Source organism: Acidipropionibacterium thoenii DSM 20276 (assembly GCF_000423445.1).
GTDB lineage: Bacteria > Actinomycetota > Actinomycetes > Propionibacteriales > Propionibacteriaceae > Acidipropionibacterium > Acidipropionibacterium thoenii.
The window spans coordinates 1-9,499 of sequence record NZ_AUHZ01000032.1; the positions used below are offsets into that span (position 1 = coordinate 1).

Sequence of the window (9,499 nt, forward strand, 5' to 3'; positions counted from 1 at the left end):
CACCGAACTTGAGGTCACCTGGGCGGCCTACCAACGCATGGTCACCGCCTACCGCGACCCCGACCCTGCTCGCGGCCGAGACCTCATGAACAAGCTCATCGCCAGCCTCGCCAGCGGCGTCCCAGCAGCGCTGGTCGAACTCCGCACACTGGGCCGCACGCTGAAGCAGCGGGCGGTCGACGTGCTGGCCTACTTCGACCGGCCCGGCACCAGCAACGGTCCCACAGAGGCGATCAATGGCCGCCTCGAGCACCTCCGCGGATCAGCCCTCGGCTTCCGCAACCTCACCCACTATGTCGCCAGATCCCTCCTCGAAACCGGCGGGTTCAGACCTCAGCTACACCGTGGATTATGATGAGCCCGGATCCGATCGTGGCGATGGTGGTGGTTGCGTGATCGAGGAAGAATTCTGATTGATGTCAGCAGGTGGTAGAGGTCGGCGTTGGGGAATCCGGGGTTTCTCGGCCTCAACCCAGCCCACCCGTTGCTCAAGTGACCTTCCGACCATGATCAGTTCGGCGGACGTCCGGCGCGGGTTCTCCGCCGTCATCGGGGGGTTCGGCGTCAACCTCCGTGTCGCCATCCAGCGGTGCGAAAGCCCGCCTGAAGCTCCTTCGGGCCCGCGCTCTTCAAGCTTGGCTGTGTCAAGCTAATCCGGCCCCGGAATGACGGCCTCAATTGGCTCCACCCCGTTACGTGCGGACAGGATCCGTTCGGGATCGGATAGCGGACACCTACCCGCCCGGTTTCGAAGCGAGCCAGCAGGCCCATGGCACGCGCGTGGGGTTGCGTGCCATGGGGTTGGTGTCAGTGCTGGGGCGGAAAGCGCCTCTTGACGACCCCGCGGGTGACGCCCTTCCAGTCGGTGTTGTCGGTGGCGATGGTGCCCCGTGTGGTGTCCCTGTAGCCGGCCTCGTCGATGTGGGTGGCCTGGCGCGTGGTGTAGTTCCACGGCGCGCTGCTGGCTTCGGAGGTTCGCGGGGCAGCCGCTTCGGGGGCGGGCTCTTGGCGCTCGGGCTGGACGGCCGACGCTTCGGCCTTGGGCTGGACGGCGGGCGCGGGGGTCTGCGGGGTGAACGGGCTGCTTCCTGTGTCGATGGTGTAGCCGTCGACGGAGGTGTAGTAGCGCATGGTTCCTTCTTGGGTTGATCGTTCTAGCGAATGGGTTGGGGTTGGACGTTCGCGGGGGCGGTCGCCCGGGGTCGTGTGGTTGGCCGGGTCACTGGGTGGGTGGTGTGGTGATGGGCGCTCCTGTGGGGGTGAGAAGGCTGGTCAGTGCTGGCTGTCGACGGGGTAGCGTTTGCGCAGCCAGAGGCTGATGTAGACGAGTCCGATGAGGGCCGGGACCTCGATCAGGGGGCCGACGACGCCGGCGAGGGCTTGGCCGGAGGTGACACCGAAGGTGGAGATGGCGACGGCGATGGCGAGTTCGAAGTTGTTGCCGGCGGCGGTGAAGGCGAGGGTGGTGGTGCGTTCGTAGCCCAGGTGCAGACTCCGTCCGAGCAGGTGGCCGATGCCCCATATGACCGCGAAGTAGACCAGGAGCGGCAGGGCGATGCGGACGACGTCGAGGGGGCGGCTGGTGATCTGTTCGCCCTGCAGGGCGAACAGCACGACGATGGTGAACAGAAGCCCGTACAGCGCCCAGGGGCCGATCTTCGGCAGGAAGCTGTGCTCGTAGGTTTCGCGGCCCCAGGCGTTCTCGCCCAGGGTGCGGGTCAGGTATCCGGCGACCAGCGGGATGCCGAGGAAGATCAGGACGCTCTTGGCGATCTGCCAGGCGGAGACGTTCAGGCTGGTCTGCTCGAGGCCGAGCCAGGAGGGCAGGGCGGACAGGTAGAACCAGCCGAGCGCGGCGAAGGCGACGACTTGGAAGATCGAGTTGATCGCGACGAGCACGGCGGCCGCTTCGCGTTCACCGCAGGCCAGGTCGTTCCAGATGATGACCATGGCGATGCAGCGCGCGAGCCCGACGATGATCAGGCCGGTGCGGTAGGTGGGCAGGTCGGCGAGGAAGGTCCATGCCAGCGTGAACATCACCAAGGGACCGACGACCCAGTTCAGCAGCAGGCTGGAGACCAGCATGCGCCGGTCGTGGGTGACGGTCCCGAGCCGGTCGTATCGGACCTTGGCGAGCACCGGGTACATCATCACGAGCAGCCCGATGCTGATGGGCAGCGAGACGCCGTCCACCTCGACGGCGGCCAGCGCCGTGCCGATGCCGGGGACGACACGGCCCAGCAGGAGCCCGACGACCATGGCCGCGAGGATCCACACGGGCAGGTAGCGATCGAGCGTGGACAGCTGCTGCGCCACGGGCGTCCGGGTCGGTGTGGACGGTGGTGATTACGGCCATGACTACCTCACATTGACGATCATCGATATGAACGTCCTCATCATATAGACAACCGTCAATATGACAAGTCACGGGGTGTTCGTCGTCGAGATTCAACCCTTTCGGGTGCGTCGGGGTGCGGCCGTGGAGCTAGGCCGGGTGGAGGTCACCTGTCATGGCGGGGGTGGGGATGGCTTGGCGGCGGCGTGCTGACGATTGGCCCGTCGGGGGTGTGGGCGGGTGGTGAGCGCGCGCTGAGGAGCGCCCCCGGGGTTCACGCTCGGCGGGGGCGCTCATTACTGCAAGGGGTCAGGGTTGGGTGCGAGTGCTCGCTGGCTGGTGCTGGGTCACCCATGTCTGCGCGGCGATCTGGATGGCGTCCCAGGGCGAGCCCAGCGGCGGTGTGTAGGCGAGGTCGAGGTCATTGATGTCGGCCACGTCCATGCCGTGGAAGAGCGCGGTGGCGTAGGTGTCGACCCGCTTGGCGGTCTCGGTGGTCAGGTGCCCGACGAGCTGGGCACCTAGCAGCCTGCCGGTGGCGCGGTCGCCGGTGATGCGGATGGTAATGGGGTGGGATCCCGGGTAGTAGGCCTTGTGGTCGTCGGGCGCCGAGGTGGTGCTGGCGGGGTCGAACCCGGCGGCGATGGCTTCGTGCTCCCGCAGCCCGGTGCGGGCTGCGACCAGGTCGAACACCTTGAGCACCTGGGTGCCGATGCTGCCCGCGAATCGGGCGTTGCCGCCCAGCGCGTTCTCGCCGGCGACCCGTCCCTGTTTGTGGGAGGTGGTGCCCAGTGGGAGGTAGGTGGTGCCGAGCAGGCGATGGTGGGTGGCCACGCAGTCGCCGGCGGCCCACACGTGTGGCAGGCCGGTGGCCATCGTCTCGTCGACGAGCACCGCACCGCGGGGCCCTGTCTGGGCTCCAGATCGGACGAGCAGGTCGGTCTCGGGGGTGACACCGACCACGACCAGAACGAGGTCCACATCCCACGACAGGGCTTCGCCGTCTCTGGCCTGACCGGTCACGTGCAGGCCGTCAGCACCCTTGGCTATGCCGGTGACGCTCGTACCGGTGTGGATATCGACCCCGTGCCGCACGAGTTCGGCATGGACGAGGGTACCGAGTTCGGGGTCGAGGGTGGACAGTACCTCGGGGGCGGCCTCGACCTGGGTGACGTGGATGCCGCGGGTGGTGAGGCCTTCGGCCATCTCCAGGCCGATGTAGCCGGCGCCGACAACCAAGGCGGTGCGCGGCTGCAGCTTCTCGAGGGAGTCGCCCAGGGCGAAGGTGTCGCCCATGGAGTGCAACAGGTGGACGCCGTCGGCGGCGCCGAGGGTGTCGAGTCCGGTGATCGGGGGACGCACGGGCCGGGCGCCGGTGCCGACCACCAGCGCGTCGTAGTCGACCAGGGCGGGGGTGTCGTCGGGTCCGATGGCCTCGAGCTGACGGGCGTCGACGTCGATGCGGGTGGCGCGCGTGTCGAGCAGCAGGTGCAGGCCCGCGGCCTCCAGGTCGGCGCGGGTGCGGTGTGCCAGGTGGTGCCAGTCTCCGACCTCGCCGGAGATGTAGTAGGGGATCCCGCAGATGGAGAAGTTCGGGTAGGCGCCGGCCACCACGACGGTGACCTCGGTCGACGGGTCGAGTTCGCGGGCACGCAGCCCCGCGGAGATGCCGGCATCGCTGCCGCCGACGCACACAACGTGCATGGGGATGTCCTTTCGGGTCGCCGGGCCTCAGCCCAGCATGGCGAGGTACTCGTGCAACGCGGCCAGCCCTTCGGGTCGCGGGGTGAAGTGCGCCCACTTGCCGCGCATTTCCTTGTCCACCAGCCCGGCCTCGACCAGCTTCTTCAGGTGGTGTGACAGCGTCGGCTGGGTCACGCCGAACACCTCGGGCATGTGGCACGCGCACACGCTGGAGCACCGGCTGGCCGCGATGTGGTGCAGGATCCGCAGCCGCACCGGGTCAGCGAGCGCCTTCACGACGAGCGCAACCCGTTCCGCCTGCTCCATCGAGATCGTGCCACCACCCGGCGCGCAGGCCTCGGCGGCGGCCATCGGGGCTTCCAGCAGTTCGGTCATGCAGACATGCTACCCGCTCATATTGACACCTGTCGATATGTGTGCCACGCTCACTCATATCGACGGTCATCAATGCGTGATGGTCGTCCTCCACCCGAGCCGGAGGTTTCCCATGCCCGTCATCCGTGTCTTCGAACCTGCACTGTGTTGCAACACCGGGGTCTGCGGCCCCGACCTCGACCAGGAGCTGGTCGACTTCACCGCCGCGGTCAACGCCCTCAAGGCGCAGGGGGTGGACGTCCACCGCGCCAATCTGGCCAGCGAGCCGGCGCAGTTCGCGGAGCACCCCGTGGTCGTCAAGTTCCTGCAGGCCGCCGGCTCCGAGGGGCTACCCCTGACGCTGGTCGACGACGTCACCGTGCTGGCCGGCCGCCACCCGCGCCGCGACGAGCTGGAGCGCTACGCCGGCCTGAACCCGACGAAGGACGCCCAGCCCCAGGGCGGATGCTGCGGCCCGCAGCAGGAAGCCCCCGCCGCGTCCACTGGCTGCTGTGGGCAGCCCGCCACTACCAGCACCGTGTCCGGCTGCTGCTGACCCCGAGTCGAACTTTCAGGAGATGGTGATGACCCAGTTTCTCGACAACCCGCCCCGGCACTTTTTCTTCACTGGCAAGGGCGGTGTCGGCAAGACCAGCATCGCGTGCGCCACGGCCGTGCACCTCGCCCACCAGGGCAAGCGGGTGCTGCTGGTCAGCACCGACCCGGCGAGCAACATCGCCCAGGTGTTCGGTGCCACCATCGGCAACAAGATCACCCCAATTCCGCAGGTGCCCGGCCTCGACGCGCTGGAGATTGACCCCGACGAGGCCGCTGAGGCCTACCGCAACAAGATCCTGGAACCGGTGCGCGCGGTCCTGCCCATCAAGGAGATCGAGGCCATCACCGAGCAGCTGTCGGGCTCCTGCACCACCGAGATCGCCTCGTTCAACGAGTTCACCGACCTGCTCGCCGACACCCAGGCCACCGCCGGCTACGACCACGTCATCTTCGACACCGCCCCCACCGGCCACACCATCCGCCTGCTGCAGCTGCCCGGCAGCTGGACCAGCTACCTTGACAACGGCAAGGGCGACGCGTCCTGTCTGGGGCCCATGAGCGGGCTCGAGAAGAACCGCGCCACCTACCGCGCCGCCGTCGAGGCCCTCACCGACCCCACCAGCACCCGCCTGGTGCTCGTCGCCCGGGCCCAGCAGTCCACGCTGCGCGAGGTCGCCCGCACCCTGGACGAGCTCGCCGAGCTCGACATCCACGCCACCAACCTGGTCGTCAACGGCGTCTTGCCCGCCGCGGCCGCCACCGACGACCTGTCCCGCGCCATCCACGACCGCGAACAGGCCGCGCTCGCTGCCATGCCTGCCGCCCTGGCAGCCCTGCCCCGCGACACGGTGAGCCTCAAGAGCGTCAACATGGTCGGCCTGGAGGCACTCGCCACCCTGTTCCACGACGAGGACGCCCCGCAGGCCGACGCGCAGGACACCGGCGGGCAGGGCATCGGCCAGCAGCCGCACCTCGCCGGCCTGGTCGACCAGCTCGCCGAGGCCGACCATGGGCTCGTGATGACGATGGGCAAGGGCGGTGTCGGTAAGACCACCGTCGCAGCCGCCATCGCCATCGCCCTGGTCCAGCGCGGCAAGAAGGTCCTGCTCACCACCACCGATCCCGCCGCGCACCTGTCGACCACCCTCGGCAACGACGTCGACGGGCTCGAGGTCAGCGCCATCGACCCTGAGAAGGCCATCCAGGAGTACCGCGACCACGTCATGGCCTCCAAGGGCGCCAAGCTCGACGACGCCGGCCGCGCCGCCCTCGCCGAGGACCTCATGAGCCCCTGCACCGAGGAGATCGCCGTCTTCCAGCAGTTCAGCCGCGCCGTGAACAAGGCCCGCGACCAGTTCGTCATCATGGACACCGCCCCCACCGGCCACACCCTGCTCCTGATGGACGCCACCGGTTCCTACCACCGCGACATCACCCGCCACCTCGACGACGACCAGCGCGGCCACGTCACCACCCCGCTGATGCGGCTCCAAGACCCCGACCACACCAAGATCATCGTGGTCACCCTGCCCGAGACCACCTCCGTCACCGAGGCGCAGGCCCTGGCCAGCGACCTGGAACGCGCCAACATCCACCCGTGGGCGTGGGTCGTGAACAACTCCCTCGCGGCAGCCCACCCCACCAGCCCACTGCTCGCCACCCGCGCACGCTCCGAGCAACAGCAGCTGGACGCGGTGGCCGCCACCACCAACCGCATGGCCGTCATCCCCACCCAGACCCGCGAACCCGTCGGCACGCAACAGCTCACCGCTCTCAGCAACTGACTCAGGGAGTGACGCCTACCCGCCGGACCCAACTGGTGGATCCGGCGGTAGGCGACTGCCTATTTGCAGGGTGTCACCCGGCCTGTCGGGCTCGGGTGTGGGCGAGGCGGTAGGAGTTGGTGCCGGTTTCGATGATGGTGGCGTTGTAGGTGAGGCGCTCGACGATCGCGGCGCACAGGCGGGGGTCGGTGAAGGTGTCGGTCCAGGCGGAGAAGGACTGGTTGGAGGCGATCGCGATGGCGTTCTTCTCCTCGCGTTCGGTGAGGACTTGGAACAGCAGTTCGGCGCCTCGCCGGTCGAGTTCCATGTAGCCGAGCTCGTCAATGACGAGGAGGTCGACGCGGCCGTAGCGGTTGATGGTCTTGGTGAGTTGTTTCTCGTCGGCGGCTTCGACGAGCTCGTTCACGAGCCGGGTGGCGAGGATGTATCGGACGCGGTAGCCCTGTTCGGCGGCGGCGGTGCCGAGTGCGATGAGCAGGTGGGATTTGCCGGTGCCGGAGTACCCGATGAGGCACAGGGGGTCGCCGCGGCGGATCCAGTCGCCGGTGGCGAGCTCGTTGATGGTGGCGGGGTTGATGCTGGGGTTCGCGGTGAAGTCGAAGTCGGCGAGCCATTTCTCGCGGGGGAAGCCGGCGCTCTTGATGCGACGCAGGGTGGAGCGGCGGTCGCGGTCGTCGACCTCGGCCAGGAGGAGTTCGGCGAGGAAGCCTTGGTAGGTGAGTTGTTCCTTGGTGGCGGCCGTCACGGCGTCGTCGACGACGGCGCGGATGGTGGGCAGCCGCAGCCGGCGGCAGGCCTGGTCGATCGCGGCCTGCGCGGCTTGTTCGGTCAGGCCCTGACGTCGGCGAAGGCTCGCGGGGCGGCTGGTGCTGGTGGTGGTCATGGGGTTCCTGTCGGGGTGTGGTGGTGAGTCTCGGCGGGGGCCGGGGCGGGATCGGGTTGGCGTCGACGCAGGAGTTCGTCGTAGGCGGTGACGGTGGGCAGGGGCCGGGTGTCCTCGGGCAGGTGCGCGATGACCTGGTGCGGGTTGGTGGGGCGTCGGGGTGGCAGGTTCACGACCGTCCCGCCCCTGGTCGGGCTGGCTGGGGCGGGTGTGTGGGTGGTGGCATGGCGGCGGGCTTCGACGGCGACGACGTCGGGGCTGATCGCGCCCACCGACAGGGCCGAGGTGATGCCGGCGATCACCGCGTCGGACGGGAGGGATCGGTGGAGCAGGAGCACGTCGATCAACGCTTGGGTCCCGGCCACGTCGCCGCTGGTCTTGCGGGCTGCGGCCCAGAACGCGTCGTGGGCCGCGGTGAATGCTCCGGCGGCGCGGGCCTGCGCGAGGGCGGTGGAGCCGGGGAACGCGCCGGGCTTGTGCCGCAGCACTTCGAGGTAGTGGTCCAGCTCGACCCGGGTCACGCCACGGGTGCCGAGGCGAGGGTGGGTGGCGAGGACGGTGCGGCCCTCGAACACGACCACGCACGAGGCCCGCAGGGACACGCGGACGCGTTGGCCGATGAGGTGCGCGGGGACGGAGTACTTGACCATGCGGACGGTGATCAGGGCGGAGCGGTCGACGCGGGGGTGGAGGATCAGGCCGGGGTCGAAGTCGTCGGCCGGCAACGGTGCCAGGTGGGGCAGCTCGGCGTGGTGGTCCTGCCCGATCGTGTTGGCGTGGCCGGTGATGCGGCGGGTGTTGTCGTCGTGCTCCCAGGCGCGGATCTTGTCGTTGAGTTCGTCCAGGGTGGCGACTTCGGGCATGGGGGTGAGGTGGTTGCGGCGGAACCATCCGACCTCGCCCTCGACGCCGCCTTTCTCGTGGGCGCCGTCGATGCCGGGCTGGCAGTAGAACGCGTCGAAGCCGTAGTGGGAGCGGAACAGCACCCAGCGTTCGTTCTCGTCGCGTAGCCGGTCGCCGCCGTGGATGACCTGGACGACGGCGGAGGTGAGGTTGTCGTAGCGGATGTGGCGGGTGGGGATGCCGCCCAGGGCGTGGAAGGCCTCGATGTGTCCTTCGAGGAAGGCCTCCTGTCCGCCGGTCGGGTAGACGCGGTGGATGGCCTTGCCGGAGTGGGACAGGCGGTAGACGAACATGTGGCACTTGGTCTTGACGCCGTCCAGGATGACGTAGACCTCGCCGAAGTCGACCTCGGCCTCCGCGCCGGGGGCGTGGTCCTGCGGCACCATCGCCTCCACCCGGCGCCCGGCCTCCAGATCGATCTGCGCGCGCCTGACCCGGACGTAGTCCCGCACCGTGGAGTAGGACAGGTCGGTGGCGCCGTGCTCGTCGCGCAGCCGGGCCAGGATCCTGGTCGCGGTATGGCGCTGCTTGCGCGGCGCGGTCAGGTCATAGGTGAGCATCTCGTCGATCGCCGGCTTGTACGGGTCCAGGCGCGGTGCTGTGCGGACCGGTTTCTTGCGGGGTGGGGGTTCGGCTGCGGCGAGTGCCTGGCGGACGGTGCGGCGGTGGACTCCGTGTTTGCGGGCGAGCTCGCGGATGGACAGGCCATCGACTCGCGCGTCGTGGCGGATGTCGGCGTACAGCTGCACTCGTGATCCCATCTTGGCTCCCTTGCCCTCGCGACTGGTTCCCAGTGATGGGGACCAGCGTGAAGGGGTGGGGCCAGTTCAGACCGTCAACACCCCGGCAAGTCGCACGCGGGGCCAGATCAGGCCGTCACAACGGGGCCGAACCAAGCTGTCACAACCAGCCGGTGCCATCTCGCACTGGGGTGAGGTCGATGATCACGGTGACGTACCTGTCGCCGCGACGGGTGTG

Annotated in this window: 9 protein-coding genes; 3 read left to right on the forward strand and 6 right to left on the reverse strand. The window is 68.8% G+C overall.

Features of this window, described 5'->3' with window-relative positions; translation table 11 throughout:
- A partial coding sequence (locus tag G554_RS15610) for an ISL3 family transposase (protein WP_036925264.1) occupies nt 1-355 on the forward strand: 355 nt, incomplete at its 5' end.
- Nucleotides 356-807: 452 nt separating this feature from the next.
- On the opposite strand, the gene G554_RS0108955 is transcribed toward G554_RS15610, so the two are convergent.
- From G554_RS0108955 to G554_RS0108970, 4 genes are all read right to left on the reverse strand, one after another.
- A complete protein-coding gene (locus G554_RS0108955; protein WP_008598593.1) occupies nt 808-1,131 on the reverse strand; it encodes a hypothetical protein in 324 nt (107 codons plus the stop codon).
- Between the two features lie 141 nt (nt 1,132-1,272).
- The gene (gene arsB, locus G554_RS15615; RefSeq protein WP_245570012.1) at nt 1,273-2,259 is read right to left on the reverse strand and encodes an ACR3 family arsenite efflux transporter; all 987 of its coding nucleotides are present in this window, start codon (nt 2,257-2,259) and stop codon (nt 1,273-1,275) included.
- Nucleotides 2,260-2,644: 385 nt separating this feature from the next.
- Nucleotides 2,645-4,039 carry an FAD-dependent oxidoreductase gene (locus G554_RS0108965; RefSeq protein WP_027587632.1) on the reverse strand — a complete coding sequence of 465 codons (1,395 nt, stop codon included), beginning with the start codon at nt 4,037-4,039 and terminating at the stop codon, nt 2,645-2,647.
- 27 nt (nt 4,040-4,066) lie between these two features.
- Nucleotides 4,067-4,414, reverse strand: coding sequence for an ArsR/SmtB family transcription factor (locus G554_RS0108970; protein WP_002546835.1), 348 nt, complete (start codon nt 4,412-4,414; stop codon nt 4,067-4,069).
- Nucleotides 4,415-4,526: 112 nt separating this feature from the next.
- Between G554_RS0108970 and arsD the strand changes: the two genes are divergently transcribed.
- Nucleotides 4,527-4,949, forward strand: a complete 423-nt coding sequence (gene arsD / locus G554_RS0108975) for an arsenite efflux transporter metallochaperone ArsD (protein ID WP_008598604.1) — start codon at nt 4,527-4,529, stop codon at nt 4,947-4,949.
- A 28-nt stretch (nt 4,950-4,977) separates the two neighbouring features.
- Complete coding sequence (gene arsA / locus G554_RS0108980; RefSeq protein ID WP_027587633.1) at nt 4,978-6,735, forward strand: arsenical pump-driving ATPase; 1,758 nt, start codon at nt 4,978-4,980, stop codon at nt 6,733-6,735.
- Between the two features lie 73 nt (nt 6,736-6,808).
- Here arsA and istB read toward each other — a convergent pair whose 3' ends face one another.
- Both istB and istA read right to left on the reverse strand, forming a co-directional pair.
- Entirely contained in the window at nt 6,809-7,618 is an 810-nt protein-coding gene (istB, locus tag G554_RS0108985; protein WP_027587634.1) for an IS21-like element helper ATPase IstB, read from the reverse strand.
- Nucleotides 7,615-9,282, reverse strand: a complete 1,668-nt coding sequence (istA, locus tag G554_RS0108990; RefSeq protein WP_027587635.1) for an IS21 family transposase — start codon at nt 9,280-9,282, stop codon at nt 7,615-7,617. The genes istB and istA overlap by 4 nt, the downstream gene beginning before the upstream one ends.
- Nucleotides 9,283-9,499: the final 217 nt, after the last annotated feature.

Excerpts from the sequence above, each read along its gene's own strand:
- G554_RS0108955 (WP_008598593.1), bottom strand. The coding sequence starts at position 1,131 with ATGCGCTACTACACCTCCGTCGACGGCTACACCATCGACACAGGAAGC.
- arsB (WP_245570012.1), bottom strand. The coding sequence starts at position 2,259 with ATGGTCGTCGGGCTCCTGCTGGGCCGTGTCGTCCCCGGCATCGGCACG.
- G554_RS0108965 (WP_027587632.1), bottom strand. The coding sequence starts at position 4,039 with ATGCACGTTGTGTGCGTCGGCGGCAGCGATGCCGGCATCTCCGCGGGG.
- G554_RS0108970 (WP_002546835.1), bottom strand. The coding sequence starts at position 4,414 with ATGACCGAACTGCTGGAAGCCCCGATGGCCGCCGCCGAGGCCTGCGCG.
- arsD (WP_008598604.1), top strand. The coding sequence starts at position 4,527 with ATGCCCGTCATCCGTGTCTTCGAACCTGCACTGTGTTGCAACACCGGG.
- arsA (WP_027587633.1), top strand. The coding sequence starts at position 4,978 with ATGACCCAGTTTCTCGACAACCCGCCCCGGCACTTTTTCTTCACTGGC.
- istB (WP_027587634.1), bottom strand. The coding sequence starts at position 7,618 with ATGACCACCACCAGCACCAGCCGCCCCGCGAGCCTTCGCCGACGTCAG.
- istA (WP_027587635.1), bottom strand. The coding sequence starts at position 9,282 with ATGGGATCACGAGTGCAGCTGTACGCCGACATCCGCCACGACGCGCGA.